General features: G+C 60.1%; 14 protein-coding genes. 6 read left to right on the top strand and 8 right to left on the bottom strand.

Annotated elements, in window-relative coordinates; all coding sequences use genetic code 11:
• Window positions 1-17: 17 nt before the first annotated feature.
• Window positions 18-794: a 5-oxoprolinase subunit PxpA gene (locus BN1800_RS07090; protein WP_086995934.1), complete on the bottom strand. Its 777-nt coding sequence runs from the start codon at window positions 792-794 to the stop codon at window positions 18-20.
• 249 nt (window positions 795-1,043) lie between these two features.
• On the opposite strand from BN1800_RS07090, the gene BN1800_RS07085 reads away from it, so the two are divergent.
• Together BN1800_RS07085 and fba are read left to right on the top strand one after the other, a co-directional pair.
• Entirely contained in the window at window positions 1,044-1,952 is a 909-nt protein-coding gene (locus tag BN1800_RS07085) for a LysR family transcriptional regulator (RefSeq protein ID WP_086995931.1), read from the top strand.
• A gap of 343 nt (window positions 1,953-2,295) precedes the next feature.
• On the top strand, window positions 2,296-3,360 hold the full coding sequence (gene fba, locus BN1800_RS07080; RefSeq protein ID WP_086995928.1) for a class II fructose-bisphosphate aldolase: 1,065 nt from the start codon (window positions 2,296-2,298) through the stop codon (window positions 3,358-3,360).
• An 8-nt stretch (window positions 3,361-3,368) separates the two neighbouring features.
• Here the strand turns inward: fba and BN1800_RS07075 are convergent, their stop codons facing one another.
• From BN1800_RS07075 to BN1800_RS07045, 7 genes are all read right to left on the bottom strand, one after another.
• Complete coding sequence (locus tag BN1800_RS07075) at window positions 3,369-5,114, bottom strand: glycerol-3-phosphate dehydrogenase/oxidase (protein WP_086995924.1); 1,746 nt, start codon at window positions 5,112-5,114, stop codon at window positions 3,369-3,371.
• 28 nt (window positions 5,115-5,142) lie between these two features.
• Window positions 5,143-6,693 (bottom strand): FGGY-family carbohydrate kinase, encoded by a 1,551-nt coding sequence (locus BN1800_RS07070; RefSeq protein ID WP_086995921.1) that lies wholly within the window; start codon window positions 6,691-6,693, stop codon window positions 5,143-5,145.
• Window positions 6,694-6,730: 37 nt separating this feature from the next.
• Window positions 6,731-7,573, bottom strand: coding sequence for a DeoR/GlpR family DNA-binding transcription regulator (locus BN1800_RS07065; RefSeq protein WP_086995918.1), 843 nt, complete (start codon window positions 7,571-7,573; stop codon window positions 6,731-6,733).
• A 172-nt stretch (window positions 7,574-7,745) separates the two neighbouring features.
• The gene (locus BN1800_RS07060; protein ID WP_086995915.1) at window positions 7,746-8,693 is read right to left on the bottom strand and encodes a D-ribose ABC transporter substrate-binding protein; all 948 of its coding nucleotides are present in this window, start codon (window positions 8,691-8,693) and stop codon (window positions 7,746-7,748) included.
• A 111-nt stretch (window positions 8,694-8,804) separates the two neighbouring features.
• A complete protein-coding gene (locus BN1800_RS07055) occupies window positions 8,805-9,857 on the bottom strand; it encodes an ABC transporter permease (protein WP_086995913.1) in 1,053 nt (350 codons plus the stop codon).
• A 2-nt stretch (window positions 9,858-9,859) separates the two neighbouring features.
• The gene (locus BN1800_RS07050) at window positions 9,860-11,425 is read right to left on the bottom strand and encodes a sugar ABC transporter ATP-binding protein (RefSeq protein ID WP_086995910.1); all 1,566 of its coding nucleotides are present in this window, start codon (window positions 11,423-11,425) and stop codon (window positions 9,860-9,862) included.
• The gene (locus BN1800_RS07045) at window positions 11,422-12,078 is read right to left on the bottom strand and encodes a DUF2291 family protein (protein WP_086995907.1); all 657 of its coding nucleotides are present in this window, start codon (window positions 12,076-12,078) and stop codon (window positions 11,422-11,424) included. Before BN1800_RS07045 ends, BN1800_RS07050 begins: the two co-directional genes overlap by 4 nt.
• A gap of 789 nt (window positions 12,079-12,867) precedes the next feature.
• Between BN1800_RS07045 and BN1800_RS07040 the strand changes: the two genes are divergently transcribed.
• From BN1800_RS07040 to BN1800_RS07025, 4 genes are all read left to right on the top strand, one after another.
• Window positions 12,868-14,445 (top strand): FGGY-family carbohydrate kinase, encoded by a 1,578-nt coding sequence (locus tag BN1800_RS07040; protein WP_086995904.1) that lies wholly within the window; start codon window positions 12,868-12,870, stop codon window positions 14,443-14,445.
• Between the two features lie 41 nt (window positions 14,446-14,486).
• Window positions 14,487-15,998 carry a glycerol-3-phosphate dehydrogenase gene (locus tag BN1800_RS07035; protein ID WP_086995901.1) on the top strand — a complete coding sequence of 504 codons (1,512 nt, stop codon included), beginning with the start codon at window positions 14,487-14,489 and terminating at the stop codon, window positions 15,996-15,998.
• 11 nt (window positions 15,999-16,009) lie between these two features.
• On the top strand, window positions 16,010-16,942 hold the full coding sequence (locus tag BN1800_RS07030; RefSeq protein WP_027509056.1) for a sugar phosphate isomerase/epimerase family protein: 933 nt from the start codon (window positions 16,010-16,012) through the stop codon (window positions 16,940-16,942).
• Between the two features lie 72 nt (window positions 16,943-17,014).
• Entirely contained in the window at window positions 17,015-17,950 is a 936-nt protein-coding gene (locus BN1800_RS07025) for a sugar-binding transcriptional regulator (protein ID WP_027509055.1), read from the top strand.
• Window positions 17,951-17,995: the final 45 nt, after the last annotated feature.

The raw sequence follows: 17,995 nt of genomic DNA, 5'->3' as shown, positions 1-17,995 counted from the left end.
GTCGGTCTCCGCAAAATCTATTGGCCAAGGATCTGCGACACCGGCGCGATCCGGATTCCCGCACCGATCAGAAGCTCGCGAATGCTGAGAACGATATCCAGCGCGCCGAGCGTATCGGAATGAAAGCAGATGGATTCAAATTCGATGTCGATGTCATTGCCCGCGACCGTGCGAACCTTGCCTTCCTGGCAGGCCCGCAGCACTTTCTGTGCCAGCGCCATCGGATCCGGGCGGCCGGCATCGCGGGTAAAGACGATCGAGCCGCTGTCGTCGTAGTCGCGGTCTGCGTAGAACTCGCGCACGACAGGCTGTCCGGCATCGAGCGCTGCCCTGTGCGTCGCCGAGCCGCCCATGCAGAAGACAAAGGTGCTGGGCGAGACGGTGCGCATGTACTGGACGAAGATTTGTGCGAAATCCGAATTGACCGCCATCTCCATATAGAGCGCGCCATGCGGCTTCACATGCTGCACGGGCACGCTGTGACGGCGAGCGAACTCGCGGAGCGCCCCCACTTGATAGATGATGTCGTTGACCAGTTCTTTGCTGTTGCCGAGAATCTTGCGGCGGCCAAAGCCCTGCAGGTCATTATAGCCCGGATGTGCCCCCACACCCACTCCATGAGCCGCGGCAAGCGCCACGGTCTCGTCGATGAGGTTCGGATCGCCGGCATGGAAGCCGGCGGCGATATTGGCCGAACTGATGTGGGAAATTAGAAGCGAATCCTGCGTGTCGCCGATCCGCCAACGCCCGAAGGCCTCTCCCATATCGCAGTTGATGTCGACGATGTTTTTCAAGCTGTCTTCCGCCGTTGTCATCTGACGAAAACGCTACGTGACAAAACTGGATTTGAAAAATTCAATTTTTGCGCCATCATTATCGAGAAAAGAGATACCTTGGCTTAAATCAAAGGCAAAAAATATATGGTTATTTCCAATGGCTTCTTTCCATTTCGCCTCGAATGCAGAGGGGCTTCGCATAAATCAAAGGCAGTGAATCGAATTTATTGACGCCTAATTCAGAAAATTCGATGGGAATATAGACTTATGAGCCTGAGTTTCCGGCAGCTCCGCTATTTTGTCGCAACTGCCGAGCAGGGGCAGATATCCTATGCGGCGACACAACTCTCGATCTCGCAATCGGCGGTGACAACGTCAATCAAGGAGCTCGAAAAATCAATCGGCGTGGCTCTGTTCACTCGCATGCCGCAGGGCATGGAACTGACCGCCGCTGGCCGGCAGTTTCTTTCCTACGCCTACGAGATTCTCGCCAAGGTCGATGAGGCAACGCATCTGAACTATGTCAGCAGCGACATTGAGGGCGATCTGACTGTCGCTGCGACCTACACCGTTATCGGTTACTTCCTGCCGCTCCATATCGAGCGCATGCGGCGGCTTTATCCCAAGCTGCGCATCCAGCTTTACGAGGTGAACCGCGAGTCGATCGAAGAAGGCTTGCTGGTCAATCGTTACGACATTTCGGTGCTGCTGACCTCGAATATCTTGAATGCCGCACTCACCACGGAGACGCTGTTGCGTTCCGTCCGCAGGCTCTGGGTGCCGGCGCAGCATCCGCTGCTGAAGCGCGCGGGCGTCGGACTGCAGGACATCGCCGAGGAGTCTTACATCATGCTGACGGTGGACGAGGCGGCGTACTCGTCGCTGAAATATTGGAGCACGACGCCTTATCAGCCGCGCGTGATGCTGCGCACCTCGTCGATCGAGGCGGTCCGCTCCATGGTCGCCAACAACCTCGGCGTAGCGATCCTGTCGGATATGGTGCACCGTCCCTGGTCGTTGGAAGGCCGGCGGATCGAGACGATCACCATTAAGGATCCAGTGCCACCGATGGATGTCGGTCTCGCCTGGCGCGCCAACACCGAGTTCACTCCGGCAATGCATGCCTTTCGCCGGTATTTTCAGCAGGCTTTCGGCCTGCCGGGCACCAATGGATAAACTCGCATTCGACGGCAACGTCTCGGAAGATCGATGGTATTTGGGGCCACTATGGCCTGCATATGGGTCTTGAAAGGGGCGGAACCGCAGATCCGTAAAAAAAGCGCGGCGCAGAGAGCATTTATGGAACGATGGCCTTCCTGATCGCTGCTGCGATCGGTCGAGTGCATGCGAAGATGGCTCCCCCATAATATCATACTGACTGTGATATTGTTATTATTGCTTGTTACATTCCTCCTCCCATGCCATTCTGCCCTTTCAAAAACGGGCGCCCGAAGCGCCCGGGCTCTACTTTCGACAGGATGGCGGCGTTCCGTTCGACCATCGAATGGGGAAATCTTGGATGGCACGCATCACGCTGAGGCAACTGCTCGACCATGCTGCGGAGGAAGGCTACGGCGTTCCCGCTTTCAACATCAACAACATGGAGCAGGCACTCGCCATCATGGAGGCCGCAGATGCGTCTCACGCACCGGTCATCATGCAAGCGTCGCGCGGAGCGCGCGCCTACGCCAACGACATCATGCTGAAGCACATGATGGATGCGGTAGTCGAAATCTATCCACATATTCCGGTCTGCGTTCATCTCGACCACGGGAACGATCCGTCGAGCTGCATGACGGCAGTCCAGGCGGGCTTCACCTCGGTGATGATGGACGGTTCGCTAAAGGCGGATGCCAAGACCCCCGCTGACTGGGCCTACAATGTCGGCGTCACCAAGATGGTAACAGACATGGCTCATCTCGGCGGCATCTCGGTCGAAGGCGAACTCGGCGTGCTCGGCTCGCTGGAAACCGGCATGGGCGAGGCCGAGGACGGTCACGGTGCCGAAGGCAAGCTGTCCCATGACCAACTGCTCACAAACCCCGACGAGGCCGTAAAATTCGTCCGCGAAACCAAGGTCGATGCGCTGGCGATCGCCATGGGAACGTCGCATGGCGCCTACAAGTTCACCCGCCAGCCGGACGGATCCGTGCTGGCGATGGGCGTCATCGAAGAGATCCATCGCAAACTGCCGAATACGCACCTCGTCATGCACGGCTCGTCGTCAGTCCCGATCGAGCTGCAGGAGGTCATCAACAAGTACGGCGGCCAGATGAAGCCAACATGGGGCGTGCCGGTCGAAGAAATCCAGCGCGGCATCAAGAACGGCGTGCGCAAGGTGAACATCGATACCGACGGCAGAATGGCGATGACCGGCCAGATCCGCCGAGTGCTGCAAGAAGATCCGAGCGAATTCGACCCGCGCAAATATCTCAAGCCGGCGATGGCGGCGCTCAGCAAGCTCTGCAAGGAGCGCTTCGAACAGTTCGGGACGGCCGGAATGGCAAGCCGGATCACGCCGCTTCCTGTGTCGGAAATGGCAAAGCGCTACAAATCCGGTTCGCTCGATCCGGTCTTCTCTTGAGCTGTAGTCTATACTGACGCCGGGCGCTGTGCCTGCTCAGGCCCGGTGGCAGGCATCCTGCTTACGAGTGTCTGGCCGTGGAATTTTTCAAGCTGGCTGACGACGTCCTCGATCTCGCTTGCAATGCGTTCGGCGTTCCAGCCGAGCGCGGCCCCGGCGACACCGGCGATTTCCCGCAAACCTTCGAGCGTCAAGCGGCCTTCGATCGCAAGCGTCGTGCGCCGAAGGACGATATCGGAGAGGTGTACGACGAGTTCGTTTCGAGCAATCCAGTCGACTTCCTTGAAACTATAGTGCCCCGCGCCCGTCAGCCGCTGTTCATCGGAGTATGCCGACGAGAAAGAGAGCACGGCCGCAGCCGTCGTTCCGTAGCGACCAAGCAGTTCGTCCACGCGCTCGACTGGTACGCTGGTCCGCGCCGCGGCTTCCCTGATCCAGACGCTTCGTTGCAGCACGTCCGCCGGGAAGGCCTTTCCGCCACCGATCGGCAGGTAGCGGGTCGATTGCTTGCGGACATGCTGCAGGCGCGCGAGGATGGAATCGGCAACTTCCTCGGCAAAACCGCGGAAGGTCGTCCACTTTCCACCGACGAGCGAGATGATCGGAAACGGCCTGCCTTCTTCCGGCTCCTTCACCGGTGCAGAATGATCGCGACTGATCAATCCTGGGGTAGTCGCATCAGAGGCCGGCAGCGGACGGACGCCGCTATAACTATAGACGATCTGATCACGATCGAAGCGAAGCGTCGGTAGCAGCGAGCGGACGCTATCGAGGAAATATTCGGTTTCCGGTTCCTCGCAGCGGACATTATCCGGGTCATAGGCAGGGATATCGGTGGAACCGACGAGCGCCAGCCCGAGATAACTGTAGACGAGGCAGATGCGCCCATCGTCGGCCTCGAAATAGATCATGTGGCCGTTCAGGCTGCGAACCAGCTCAGGGTGATCAAGCAGAATGTGGGAACCCTTCGTGCCGCCGATCATTCGAGAGGGAGCGCCGAGCGCCCCATTGACCTGATCGATCCAGGGACCGGCGGCGTTCACCACCAGTTTGGGGGAAATTGCCAATTCGCCGCCGTCCGGTTGCCTGAATGTCAGGCGCCCGCCGGAGACTGCCGCCAGCGTTGCAAAATTGGCGGCAAGGCTCTTCGCATTTGCGTCGAGCCCGTCCATGACAAGTTCGTAGACAAGCCGCTCGGGCCTGCTGATCTTGGCGTCGTAATAAATTCCGCCGGCGACGATTGCCGGGGTGACATGCGGCATCTCCTTGCGCGCCTTCTTTCTCAAGATCAGCCGATGGCGTGGCATGACCCGGTCGCGTGATCCAAACAAATCGTAGAGCCCAAGCCCGATCTTGATGAGAACAGCCCCCCGGCTGCGCGGCGCAGTCTTGGAGCCCAGCAGCGTGCGCAGCGCCGCCCAAATACCCCGTGTCCAGGAAAAGACCGGTATGAAGGTAGGCAACGGCTCGACGCAATGCGGAGCGTTCTTCAGCAGCAGATTGCGCTCCAACGTCGACTGGGCGACCAAGCCGAACTCGCCTGTCTCGAGATATTTCAGGCCGCCGTGAATGAGGCGCGATGGCGCGGCACTCGTCCCGGAGCCGAAATCGGCCTTGTCGACGATCATGCAATTGACGCCTTGCGCCGAGAGGTCGCGAAACAACCCGGCACCATTGACGCCCGCACCGATGATCAGGACGTCGATGTCGGCCTCTCCAAGGTTCGAGAAGCGCTGCTGCATGTCGGGAGTCATGATCTTGTCGTCCTAAATCGCGCGCACATCAGTGCCGGGCTTCCGTCTCGTCGCTTACCGATTGCTCCGGCGCAAGGCCGGCAATTTTCGGCCAAAGGGGCATCATAGCGTCGGCGATCTCGCGGAAGACCCGGTAGCGTTTGTCATAATCCGCGCTGCGTGTGCCATCCGGCTGGCACGTCTTCGCGATGCGGCCGATATCGCGCGGATCGCTCTGCGGATCGGCATAGATGCCGGTGCCCGATCCGGCGCAAAGAGCAGCACCCCAGGCGGCGGCCTCATCCGTTTGGGTCACGGTCACTGGCATGCCGAGCACATCGGCGAACATCTGAACGACCAGCGGGTTGCGCGAGATACCCCCGGCAAGCCTTGCCTCGTCAAATGCAAAGCCGTCGCGAAGTGCGTCGACATGGATGCGGTGATTAAAGGCGATACCCTCGAGCACGGCGCGCAGCATGTCGCCGCGATCGTGCCAGCCGCCGAGGCCGAAGAAGCCGGCACTTGCCGAAGCACCATAGGGCGAACCGAACAGATAGGGATGGAAGAGCGCCGTCGATGGCCGATCGAAAGCCGCATCGACCTCCGGCGCGAGCAAAGCGTGAATGGAGCTGCCTTGCGCCTCGCCCTTCGTCCGCTCGCCGGCGCACAGCTTGTCGAGAAACCAGTCGTAATTAGCGGTCGATGCTGGCGAGATTGACATGTTGTTCCAGATGCCCGGCGCGATGCCGTTGCGGCAGAACCAACGCCGGTCGACCCGTGGTTCCGACGACAGCGTCTCATTGATCGAATAGGTACCGGCAATAACGGCGACGATGCCCTTGGCATAGCCGCCCGCCCCGAGCGCGGAGGCCGTGACATCATGCAGCCCGGCGACGACAGGCGTTCCCACTGCAAGGCCGGTCAGATGCGCCGCCTCACGTGTCACCCGCCCGATGATCTGATCAGAACGCGCGGCCGGCGGCAGAGCATGGACGAGCTCCTGCAGCCCAAAAAGCCTCAGAGCCTCCTGGCTGTATTCCTGTGTCTTCACGTCGGTAAAGGAGGTACTTGCCTCCGTGCGATCCGTACCGATGATGCCCGTCAGACAAAAACGCAGCCAGTCCTTGCAGCTCAGGAAATGACCAATGCCTTTGAACCGCTCGGGTTCCATGTCGCGGATCCAGGCAAGCAGTGTCGATGGTGCGGAGACATGCGGGATCTGCCCCGTGAGCTCGATGGCACGGTCGGCGACATCGCTGTCCATCCACTGATCGACGATGGCACCGGTCCGGCTATCCAGCGACAGGATGGCCCGACCCAAAGGTATCCGCTCATGATCGAGCAGATAGATGCCATCCCCGTGGGCCGTTGCGGCGATGCCCTGGATGTCGCTTCCCGGTCGATTGCTGAGGGTGATCGCCTCCCGAATTGCATCGGCCGTCGCACTCCACAATTCGTCCATGTCCCGCTCGATATGGCGGGCCTTTGGGATAAACTGCGTGACGCGGCGCCGGGCGACTGCGAGCGGCGTGCCGTCAATATCGAAGATGACGGCCTTGGTGACCGTCAGGCCACTATCGATCCCGAGCAGACTCGGCATTCGCTTTAACCTCGTTACCAGCAACAGGCTTGCCCAGTCACGAGCGCCCTCCGGCGCCCCTGGCGATGACAACGTTGATATCTCTGGACCGCATGCGGTCGATGTGCACCGGCTGCGTCTTGTCGTCGACGATGACGACGTCAAACTCATCCAGTGCCGCGAAACTGTGAAGCGCCCGCCGCTCGAACTTCGTATGATCGGCAAGCAGGATGCGCTTGACGGAACTGTCGAACATGGCACGCTTCGTATCGACCGTCTCCGGGGATTGGTGCAGCACCGTGCCGTCGCTGATCGCCGACATGGAGATGAACGCGACATCGGCCCTCAGACCCCTGATCTCGTTGATGGTCATGCGACCCATGAAGGCGTTACACCAGTTGTAATACTGCCCGCCGAGTGCGAGCAGCGTCACGTCGTGCATGCCCTTCAGCGCGTTCATTAGCGTCAGCGAATTGGTGATAGCCGTGATCGGCACTTTCGACGGCAGATGCGCTGCCATCTGTAGGACTGTGGTCGAATCATCGAAAAAGATTGCCTGCCCCGGCTCAACGAACTGCATCGCCGCTTCGGCGATCATCTTCTTCTCCGCCGACTGGCGGTTCGAGCGATAGACCTCGCTGGATTCTATGAGGTTGGTGGCAGCCGCAGTGACGATACCGCGCGTCTTCCTGAAGAGACCGCGGCTGACAAGTTCGTCCACGTCACGATGAGCGGTCATCAGGCTGATCCCGAAACGGTCGGTGAGGTCTTCTATCCGCATCGAGCCTTCATTCATGACGGCCTCAGCAATCATGCGCCGGCGCGCGATCTGGCGCGTCTGGCGGCTGTCGCTCGTAAGCTGGTCCAACAGATCCTCGCCCTGGCTCGTCTTCTGTGTCACGGGTCACCCTTGTCGCTGAACTCTGGATGCCAGCTTCGTACAGTGATTGCCGCCCCAAGGCAAAAAGACGACATGGAACGGGCGGTTGCGGCCGCAAATTGGCGTTTCAGGCATGCGAAGAGCCGAGCTGCCGGCGCAAAAAGGGGCGCCTTTCGAGCGCCCCCTTCGGCGATTACTGCGACAAGACGAAAGGACCCGTGTACTCATCCACGTTGTCCTTGGTGATCAGCAGGCAATCGAAGAGCTGTTTCTCGCTCTTGGCACCGGTGTTGCCAGTCTTGATGACGCTGTCGGCCTGCTTCACCGCTTCTGCGGAGAATACGGCAACCGGCTGCAGGACTGTGTACTGGAGTTCACCTGCCTTGATGGCCGCAACAGCATCCGGAGAACCGTCAAAACCGCCGACCTTGATGTTGGCGAGCTTGCCGGCTTCCTTGAGAGCGGCGATGGCGCCCAGCGCCATTTCGTCGTTGCCAGAGATGACGCCGACGATGTCCGGGTTTGCCTGCAGCATGGACTGCATCTTGTTATGGCCCTGAGTACGGTCCCAGTTGGCGACTTCCTTGGTAGCCTTCTTCAGGTCCGGATACTGCGAAAGCACGGTCTCATAACCGTTGGAGCGCGTCGCCGCATTATTGTCCGACGGTGCGCCGAAGAGTTCGGCATAGTTGCCCTTGTCGCCGATAGCTTCGACCCACTGCTGGGCACCGAGTGCTGCACCCTGGGCGTTGTTGGAAACCAGCTGCGCCTTCGCCAGGCCTTCCTGGTTGATTTCCGCGTTGACGAGGATGACCGGAATTCCTGCTGCAACGGCCTTCTTCACCGCACCGACGGAACCGTCAGCATTCGCCGGGTCGAGGATAATCGCAACCGACTTGTTGGTGATTGCCGTATCGATCAGGTTGCTTTCGGTGTTGGTGTCACCCTTGTGCGCGCTGACCGAGGCCGTGTAGCCGAGCTTTTCGGCGGCAGCTTTGGCAACGTTGCCTTCCGTCAGCCAGTACGGGTTCGACGGATCGTTGACAATGATCGTCATCATCCCGGCCGCCCAAGCGGAGCTTGCAAGAAGCGGTGCCACAGTCGCGGCGGCAAGAAGAATGCGCATACCTTTTTTAAACATAGTCTCTCTCCCATTCGTTTGCTCAGTTATTGCCGGAGACCCGGCGGTGCTTTCCCCAATCGGCCTTCGTGGAACCCAGCCTGCCGTCGCGGATAAGTTCAGTCGCAGCCGTCAGGATGATTTGACCCGGCGGCCGTATTGGATGCTATTCATGAGGACGGCGAGAACGATCACCGCACCGGTGAAGACGGTCTGCCAGTAGGCTGAGACGCCGATGATCACGAGGCCGTCCGAGAGGAATCCGATGACGAAGGCCCCGAGCATGGTGCCGCGTACCGTACCGCGGCCGCCGGTCAGCGCGGCACCACCAATGACGACGGCTGCGATCGCCGTCAGTTCGTACGTGGTACCGGCAGTCGGACCGGCGGAGGTCAGCTGCGACGAGAGCACCAGGCCGGCGATCGCGGCACAGACTCCCGACAGCACATAGACGACGATCTTGACGCGCTTGACGGGAACGCCCGAAAGGTCGGCCGCACGTTCGTTACCACCCGAGGCATAGAGCCAGCGGCCGAAAGCCGTGCGGCTCAGCACGATGCCGCAGACGATTGCCAGAACCGCAAGCACAATCACGCCGATTGGGATGCCTCCAAGCCGGTTAAAGCCGAGCCAGTCGAACCCGGTATTGCCGAGTTCCCGGCGGCCGCCGAGATTGTTGTAGGTGAGACCATTGGTCATCAGAAGCGCAATACCGCGGGCTACATAAAGCACACCCAGCGAAGCGACGAAGGCCGGCACCTTGAGATAAGCGATCAGCACGCCGTTGACCGCGCCCACCAAAGCACCAAGCGCACATGTGATGACGACGACCGCCCAGACCGGCGGATAGAGGATGACGCCGAAATAGTTGAGCGTGACGCCTTGCATCAGGAAGCCGGCGATGCAGCCTGCGAGCCCCAGCGTCGAGCCGACCGACAGGTCGATGCCGCCGTTCAGGATCACCAGCAGCATGCCGATCGCCAAAATGCCAAAGATCGCGACGTGCGACGCCATGATCAGGAAGTTGTTCATCGTGAAATAGTAAGGCGACAGGAACGAGAAGACTGCGATGATGACGATCAGTGCAAAGAATGCCCGGCCTTCCAGGATGAGGCGCACGACGTTCGTATTGCGCTTCTGCCCGGTGGAAACTGACTTCTTCTCGGCGATGTTAGTGACTGACATGCTCAGCGCTCCATAGTTCCAGGCTCGTGCGCGACCACGGCTTCGCCGGAGGCAGCCATGATCTTTTCCTTTGTAACGTCCGAGCCAAACTCGGCCGATATCCTGCCGCGGCGCATAACGATGATGCGGTGCGCGATGCTTAGGCATTCATTGACCTCGGACGTCGAATAGATGACCGCCAGTCCCTGCTTGGCGCGCTCCGCGAGCAGCTTGAACACTTCGGCCTTGGCGCCGATATCGATCCCGCGGCTCGGTTCGTCGAGCAGGATCACCTTCGGTTGGGTTACCAGCATCTTGCCGATGACGACCTTCTGCTGGTTGCCGCCGGACAGCGAGCCGATAGCCGCCGCGCCGCCATCGGTCTTCACATGCACCCGGCGGATCGCATCGTTGACGAGATCGCGCTCCCGATGGCTGGAGGTGAACAGCCCCCTCGTAAAGGCGCTGATGCTCGCAAGCGACAGATTGGATCCAACCGTCATCGTCTGCACCAGGCCATCGCGCTGGCGATCTTCGGGTACAAGGACGAGACCGCTGGCGATGCGCCCGGCGATGCTGAGCCCGCCGACATCCTGTCCTTCGAGCAGAACCTTGCCGCCATTCGAACGCAGGCGACCGGCGATGCATTCAAGGAGTTCCGTCCGCCCGGCCCCCATCAAGCCGTATATGCAGACGACCTCGCCGGTGCGCACCTGCAGCGATAGGCGGTCGACCGCGTTATAGGCAGCGCCGAAAGGACCGGGAACACTGAGGTTTTCGATGGAAAGCGCCACTGCGCCTAACTGATGGCCTTGCGGTGGATTGCCGAGGTCAAAGTTATCGCCGACCATGTTGCGGACGATCCATTCGAGGTCGATATCCTTGCGCTCCGCATAGGCCGTCATGTTTCCGTCACGGAGGACAACGGCGTGGTGGGTGATCTGCAGAGCCTCTTCCAGGTGATGCGAGATGTAGACGATTGAGACGTCGCGGCTGGTTAGGTCGTGGATGACCTTGAAGAGCACTTCTACTTCGGTGGCGCTCAGCGCCGAAGTCGGTTCGTCCATGATGAGGATACGCGAGTTCACCGAAAGCGCGCGGGCGATCTCGACGATCTGCTGCTGGCCGAGGCGGAGATCCTCGACGCGCGTGAGCGGATCAATGTCTTCCTCGAGCTCCTCCATGAGCGCGCGTGTCTGGCGCTCTTCCTCGGCGAAGTCGACAACACCACCCTTGATGATCTCTCGACCCATGAAGATATTGTCACGGACGCTGAGATTGGGCGCTAGGCTGAGCTCCTGGTGAATGATAGAAATCCCGCACTCGCGCGCATGGGTCGACGATGTAAAGCTGATAGGCGAGCCGTCGAGGATGATCTCACCGGAACTCGGCTGCACGACCCCCGAAAGGATTTTCATCAAAGTCGACTTGCCCGCGCCATTCTCACCGAACAGAGTGGTGACCTGGCCGCGATGGATGTCAAAGTTCACTCCTTTCAGGGCGTGAACATTGCCATAGGACTTGGCGATGTTGCGAGCGGCAAGAACAACCTCGCCACGGCCTCCGGAGTTGCACAGCGGCTGGCTCATTTGAACTCGACCTTCACCGGCGTGACGAGCCAGTTCTTCGGGTTGATGAGCTTGAAGACACCCACCACGGTCGCCGTCTTTCCATCCAGCGTCTCAGGATCGAGGCCCGCAAAGACCGACTTCTTCATCTCGTTATTGATGGCCGAACCGGCATCCTGATACTGGATCTGGTTGGTAAACTGCCCGAACTCGATGGTTCCGGTCGCGTCACGGAGGTCCGTGCCGTTGACCGCAGGACCGGTCTGGACACGGACCACCGTCTCGGGAGGCAACCCATCGACTTTCATTTCGCTCATGTTCGCCTTGCGGGCGCCGAAGACACCTGTCAGCGTAACAGGGATCACCGGTCCAGTGCTCGTCGCTGTCCCGTATTTTTCGGCGGCTGCCTTCTTGTCGGCGGCGATTGCGGCAGCAAGCTCGGCGGCCGCAACAGCACGATCCCCGACATTCGCCCTAATCTTCGGGAACTGCTCTGCGCCGAAAGTCTCAGGAGAAAATGCCTGTTGCCTGACATCATCGGCGGACCCGATCTTGACGACCGTGGTGTCGAGCGCAATCGCCCCGACAACGATGACGGCAAGCGCCGCGCTTGCAATGAGCGTGAAATTGCCGCTGCTCGGCTTTGATGCTGCATAATCAGGCTGTGTACTCATGTCCGGACGGCCTTTGACTTGAATGGCGAGGAGAAGGACGAGCGCGGCAACAATCGCGGACCGGCGGGCCTATTGTGCCGCACCAGAGCAAGAATCGGCGGGTCGCCGGCAGGGCCGCAACCCTGGACAAAAATCCTCATTTGGAAGCCTCCTCAGCAAGCCGGCGATTGTCTCCTCCAACCACCCGAGCCAGCAACTCTCGATCCGGAAGCGCACTTCCGTGATAGAAATATGTTATTTACGCCGCAAACAATGTTATATTTTTCGGCACCTGTCAACGGGCGCTTGACGGGAACTTGAGCAAAAATGCGAGACTTCACGTTCAGTTTCTGTCGCTGCAGAGCAGCATAGTTGGAAGCAAATGCACAATCCATCTCTGCGTGCCCTGGCCTCTGAAGATAAATAACTAGCTGTTCTAATTATATATTATTGAGACAAGGGCAGCGGCGATTGCCGATGACGGCGTGGCAGCCCATCATTTCCAAGCGGCAAGCTATGCTCCTAATGCCACTCATTTTATCTGAAAAAAATTTCAGTTCTAGCAAAATCTTACTGGCATTATGGTATCATTATGTTATGTTCATTTACGAGGGCCGTCGGAGCTTCGGCTCGCATTTTTCCATCCAGGATATTGCAAAGGCAGCGCGCTTGCCGCATCCGGCAGAAAGACCGAAGTTGGCAGCCGGATGCCTCATCCCAACCTAATTTGCCGATCGGGAGGACTTCAGATGAATTGGACGCGCGCAACACCCACCGAAGCGTTCGCAATCGTGGCGAGATAGTCCTGCGATGACATCGACTGAGAAGATCATCATCGGGATAGATGCCGGTACCTCCGTCATCAAGTCGGTGGCCTTTGATCTGTCCGGAAGCCAGATCGCCACGGCCTCCGTACGCAATAGATACGCGACCGGTGACGATGGCTCTGCAACGCAGTCGCTGAGTCAGACTTGGCTCGATTGCGCCAGCGCGTTGCGCGGCCTCGGAGAAAAAGTACCCGATCTCGCATCACGCACCGCAGCCGTCGCGGTCACGGGACAGGGCGACGGCACCTGGCTCGTCGGTCGCGGCAATGCACCGGTCGCCGATGCCTGGCTATGGCTTGATGCGCGCGCCGCACCGACAGTCACGTCACTCGCCGGCGGAAAGCAGAACCGTGCCCGCTTCGAGGCAACGGGCACCGGCCTCAACACTTGCCAGCAGGGTGCGCAACTCGCCCATATGGATCGCTATACGCCGGACCTTCTCGACCGGGCGGAGACGGCGCTGCACTGCAAGGACTGGCTTTATCTCAACCTGACAACCGTTCGGGCGACCGATCCGTCCGAAGCGAGCTTCACTTTCGGCAACTTCAGAACACGGCAATATGATGCGATGGTGATCGATGCGCTCGGCCTGAGCCATAGACGGACGCTTCTGCCTGAAATCATCGACGGCACCGAGATCAGCCACCCGCTAACGCCCGAGGCGGCGAGGGCCTGCGGACTTCTTACGGGTACGCCGGTCTGCCTTGGCTATGTCGACATGGTGATGACAGCGCTCGGTGCAGGCGTGCGCAGCGGCGCTCGCAACGCCGCCTGCTCGACGATCGGTTCGACGGGCGTGCATATGCGTGCCAAGTCTGTTGCTGACGTTCAGCTCAATCATGAGGGAACGGGCTATGTAATCGCCCTGCCCATCCCCAGCATCGTCACCCAGGTCCAGACGAACATGGGCGCTACGATCAACATCGACTGGATCCTGAACGTCGCCGCCTATCTGATGGCCGAGGCGGGAGGCAAGCCTGCTTCGCATGCTGACCTGATTGCGCGCATCGACGGCTGGTTTGCGGAAAGCCGGCCGGGTTCGGTGCTTTACCATCCCTACATCTCCGAAGCTGGGGAACGTGGGCCTTTCGTCAACGCCAACGCACGCGCGGGCTTCACGGGACTTTCGACGCGCCACGGCTTCCCCGACCTACTGCGCAGTGTGGTCGAAGGGTTGGGGCTTGCCACCCGCGATTGCTACGAGGCAATGGGCGCGATGCCCGAAGAGCTGCGGGTCACGGGCGGCGCAACACGCTCAGTCGCCCTTCGCCGTTCACTCTCGGCCGCCGTGAACGCACCTATCCGCCAGTCGCGCCGCGATGAGACGGGGGCCGCCGGTGTGGCGATGATGGCCGCGGTGGCTGTCGGCGTCTATTCCAGCATGGATGATTGCATTGCCGACTGGGTGACGCCACTGCTCGGCGAGGCGGAGATTCCGGATGCGAACGAGGCTGCCCGGTTTGACCGGCTATTTTCCGCCTACACCGATGTGCGCCAGGCAACGGCGCCTGCCTGGGACAAGCTCGCCGGAGCCGCAACGACATCGCCGGCAGGCGAGTAAATCAAGTTCTGATGCAGCGGGCATCGAAGGGAAAGAATAACATGACTGAACCCGAACTCCTGGATCTCTTCGTCATCGGCGGCGGCATCAACGGCGCGGGAATCGCACGCGATGCTGCGGGCCGCGGCCTGAAAGTCGCGCTGTGCGAGAAGGACGATTTGGCACAGGGGACCTCGTCTCGCTCGGGCAAGCTGGTGCATGGCGGTCTGCGCTATCTCGAATATTACGAATTCCGCCTGGTGCGCGAGGCGCTGATCGAGCGTGAAGTGCTGCTCAATGCCGCGCCGCATATCATCTGGCCGATGCGCTTCGTCCTGCCGCACAGCCCGCAGGATCGTCCGGCGTGGCTCGTGCGGCTCGGCCTGTTCCTTTACGATCACCTTGGCGGGCGCAAAAAGCTGCCGGGGACACGCACGCTCAATCTGCTGCGCGATCCGGAAGGTACCCCGATCCTCGATCAATTCACACGCGGCTTCGAGTATTCCGATTGCTGGGTCGATGACGCGCGCCTCGTGATCCTGAATGCGGTCAGCGCGGCGGAGAAAGGCGCCACTGTTCTCACTCGGTCGGCAGCAGTCTCGGCGCGCCGTGAGAGTGGCAGCTGGATCGTTACGACGAAAAACAGCCTCACGGGAGAGACGCGAACCTTCCGCGCAAAATGTCTCGTCAACTGCGCCGGTCCCTGGGTGATGGATATCATCAATCGTGTCACCGGCTCGAACTCCGGCCGCAACGTCCGTCTCGTGAAGGGTAGCCATATCATCGTGCCGAAGTTCTGGGTCGGTTCCAACGCCTATCTGGTCCAGAACCACGACAAGCGCGTCATTTTTATTAACCCCTATGAGGGCGACAAGGCGCTGATCGGGACGACCGATATCGCCTATGAAGGCCGCGCCGAGGACGTGTCCGCCGACGAGGCGGAAATTGATTATCTGCTGAAGGCCGTCAATCGCTACTTCAAAGAGAAGCTACGCCGGGAGGATGTGCTGCATAGCTTCTCCGGCGTTCGTCCACTTTTCGACGACGGCAAGGGCAATCCGTCCGCGGTTACCCGCGACTATGTCTTCGATCTCGACGAGACGGACGGCGCTCCTCTGCTCAACGTCTTCGGCGGTAAGATCACCACATTCCGTGAGCTTGCCGAACGGGGCATGCAACGTCTCAAGCATATTTTTCCGACGATGGGCGGAGATTGGACCGAGAAAGCGCCGCTGCCCGGCGGCGAAATTCCGAATGCCGACTACGAGACCTTCGCCAACAGCCTGCGCGATGCCTATCCGTGGATGCCCCGCAAGCTCGTGCATCACTACGGCCGTCTCTATGGCGCCCGCACGAAGAATGTGGTTGCAGGTGCGACTGGCATCCAAGGGCTTGGGCGGCATTTCGGCGGGCAGCTTTATGAGGCCGAGGCCCGCTATCTCGTTGCGACGGAGTGGGCCGCGACGGCCGACGACATCCTCTACCGCCGCACCAAGCATTACCTGCATCTGAGCGAAGCGCAACGTGCAGCCTTTGGCGAGTGGTTTGCTTCAATGCGCCTTGCCGCAGCTTGAAGGATACTCCTATGGCGCTGACCCTTTCGCTCAATACCAATCCACTGGTCAATCGCTTCGCCGACCTCGACGACCTCATCGAGACGGTTGCGCGAGATTTGAGGATCCGCGACCTCCAGCTGACCCACGAGTTCATCAATCCTAGCTGGCAGGCGCCCGTGATCCGCCGCCTGGCGCGCACCATGAACGCCGCGCTGAAGCGCACGGGTGTGCGGATCACATCAGGCATGACGGGGCCTTACGGCCGCCTCAACCACTTCGGACATCCAGATGCCGATGTGCGCCGCTATTACATCGACTGGTTCAAGACTTTTGCCGACATCACCGCCGATCTCGGCGGTCACTCCATCGGAACGCAGTTTGCAATCTTCACCTACAAGGACTTCGACGATCCGGCCAGACGCGAGGAACTGGTCAAGATCGCGATCGACTGCTGGGCCGAGATAGCCGACCACGCACGCGCTGCAGGGCTTTCCTTCATCTTCTGGGAGCCGATGAGCATCGGCCGCGAGTTCGGCGAGACGATTGCCGCCTGCCTGTCGCTGCAGGGGCGGTTGGCAGCCGCCGGATTGGCCATCCCGATGTGGATGATGGCGGATATCGATCATGGCGACGTCACCTCCACCAACCCCGACGACTACGACCCCTATGCTTGGGCGCGCGCCGTGCCGCCGGTATCACCGATCATCCACATCAAGCAGAGCCTGATGGACAAGGGCGGACACCGGCCCTTTACTGCAGAATTCAACGTCAGGGGCCGCATTCAGCCCGCGGCTCTGCTCCAGGCGCTTGCCGAAGGTGGGGCAAAGGACAATGAAATCTGCCTGGAACTCTCCTTCAAGGAACGCGAGCCGAACGATCGTCAGGTCATCCCGCAGATCGCCGAAAGCGTCGCCTTCTGGGCACCGCATATCGACACTGGCGTCGCCGACTTGAACATCTGAGGCGCGGATCTTTAAAAGGCAGCACTGCGATACGGCGCAATCGCCGCCTGTGACATTCGAAAGGGAACCGTGATGACGGACGCCGATTATACGCTAGCCGTGCGTGCTGCCTGGCTCCACTATGCGGGTGGGCTCACGCAGTCCGAGGTCGCCCGGCGCCTCGGCGTGCCATCGGTAAAGGCGCATCGCCTGATCGCACGAGCGGTTGCTGATGGCGTCGTCAAAGTCACCATCGACGGGGATATCGTCGAATGCGTCGAGCTGGAGATGCGGCTTTCCGAACGGTTTGGGCTTCAATATTGCGAAGTCGCACCCGATCTCGGCGAGGAAGGGTTGCCGCTTCGCGCGCTCGGCCATGCGGGCGCCGGCTATCTCAAGCGCGAGATCGAGCGCGGCGACAATACGGTCATCGGCCTTGGTCATGGCCGCACGCTTTCCGCCGCCGTCCAATATATGCCGAGGGTGAGCGCGAAGGGCCTGCGCTTCGTCTCGTTGCTTGGCGGCCTGACACGAAACTACGGCGCCAATCCGTATGACGTGATGCACCGCATCGCCGAAAAGACCGGTACCCATGCCTATGTCATGCCGGTTCCCTTCTTCGCCAATACCGGCGAGGACCGCGAAGTGTTGAAGGCGCAGCGTGCCGTCAAGGAGGTCTTCGATCTGGCCAACAATTCCGATCTGAAGCTCGTCGGCCTGGGAACTGTCGATGCAGACGCGCAGCTTGTTTTGTCCGGCGTAGTTGAGCCCCGAGAAATGGAGGAAATTGCCGCCGCAGGCGGCGTCGGCGAGATCCTCGGGCACTTTTTCGACGCCGACGGCCACATCCTTGAGACGATGCTAACAGCGCGCACGCTCTCCGCGTCTTTCCCTAAAACCAAGAGCGAGCGGCTTGTGGCGCTGGCAGGTGGACAGGCGAAAGTGCCGGCCATCCGGGCAATTCTCAACAGCCGCCGCCTTTTCGGGCTCATCACGGACGAGCGCACCGCCCAGATACTGCTGAGTTAGCATGTCGCGGCAACACAAATTTATCGCAAAATAACACAAATAATG

Source organism: Rhizobium sullae (assembly GCF_900169785.1).
In the GTDB taxonomy this organism is placed as follows: domain Bacteria; phylum Pseudomonadota; class Alphaproteobacteria; order Rhizobiales; family Rhizobiaceae; genus Rhizobium; species Rhizobium sullae.
Note: the sequence above shows the minus strand (reverse complement) of the source record. Positions and strands in the feature narration are given on the sequence as shown.

Bases quoted from the DNA above. Each gene is read 5' to 3' on its own strand.
- BN1800_RS07085 (WP_086995931.1), top strand. From the start codon at position 1,044: ATGAGCCTGAGTTTCCGGCAGCTCCGCTATTTTGTCGCAACTGCCGAG.
- fba (WP_086995928.1), top strand. From the start codon at position 2,296: ATGGCACGCATCACGCTGAGGCAACTGCTCGACCATGCTGCGGAGGAA.
- BN1800_RS07075 (WP_086995924.1), bottom strand. From the start codon at position 5,114: ATGACTCCCGACATGCAGCAGCGCTTCTCGAACCTTGGAGAGGCCGAC.
- BN1800_RS07070 (WP_086995921.1), bottom strand. From the start codon at position 6,693: ATGCCGAGTCTGCTCGGGATCGATAGTGGCCTGACGGTCACCAAGGCC.
- BN1800_RS07060 (WP_086995915.1), bottom strand. From the start codon at position 8,693: ATGTTTAAAAAAGGTATGCGCATTCTTCTTGCCGCCGCGACTGTGGCA.
- BN1800_RS07055 (WP_086995913.1), bottom strand. From the start codon at position 9,857: ATGTCAGTCACTAACATCGCCGAGAAGAAGTCAGTTTCCACCGGGCAG.
- BN1800_RS07050 (WP_086995910.1), bottom strand. From the start codon at position 11,425: ATGAGCCAGCCGCTGTGCAACTCCGGAGGCCGTGGCGAGGTTGTTCTT.
- BN1800_RS07045 (WP_086995907.1), bottom strand. From the start codon at position 12,078: ATGAGTACACAGCCTGATTATGCAGCATCAAAGCCGAGCAGCGGCAAT.
- BN1800_RS07040 (WP_086995904.1), top strand. From the start codon at position 12,868: ATGACATCGACTGAGAAGATCATCATCGGGATAGATGCCGGTACCTCC.
- BN1800_RS07035 (WP_086995901.1), top strand. From the start codon at position 14,487: ATGACTGAACCCGAACTCCTGGATCTCTTCGTCATCGGCGGCGGCATC.
- BN1800_RS07030 (WP_027509056.1), top strand. From the start codon at position 16,010: ATGGCGCTGACCCTTTCGCTCAATACCAATCCACTGGTCAATCGCTTC.
- BN1800_RS07025 (WP_027509055.1), top strand. From the start codon at position 17,015: ATGACGGACGCCGATTATACGCTAGCCGTGCGTGCTGCCTGGCTCCAC.